A 442-nucleotide genomic window follows, 5' to 3' on the forward strand; every position below is an offset into this window, starting at 1 on the left:
GGTTTATCGGAATGCGCGACGATGCATGGAAGCATTTCGGCCCGAAAGAAGCCGTCTGAAGTTTTGAACGATAAACATAAGCCGTGTAAAATTATCTGAACATTAAATCCGTCAACCAAAAGGACTCATCATGAAAGTATTATTGTTGGGCGCACCGGGCGCCGGCAAAGGCACACAGGCTCAATTCATCACTGCTGCATTCGGCATTCCTCAAATCTCTACCGGCGACATGCTCCGCGCTGCCATCAAAGCAGGCACTCCGCTGGGTTTGGAAGCAAAAAAAATCATTGATGAAGGCGGTTTGGTACGCGACGACATCATTATCGGCATGGTTAAAGAGCGTATTGCCCAAGACGACTGCAAAAACGGTTTCCTGGTTGACGGTTTCCCACGTACATTGGCACAAGCCGAAGCCATGGTTGAAGCTGGTGTGGATTTGGAT

1 protein-coding gene is annotated in these 442 nt (G+C 48.9%); it reads left to right on the plus strand.

Features of this window, described 5'->3' with window-relative positions:
- Nucleotides 1-130 precede the first annotated feature (130 nt).
- Nucleotides 131-442, plus strand: a 312-nt coding sequence (locus ACTHUM_RS19840; RefSeq protein ID WP_440403986.1) for a nucleoside monophosphate kinase, incomplete at its 3' end; no start/stop codon positions are given.

Source organism: Neisseria sp. P0021.S006 (assembly GCF_051956895.1).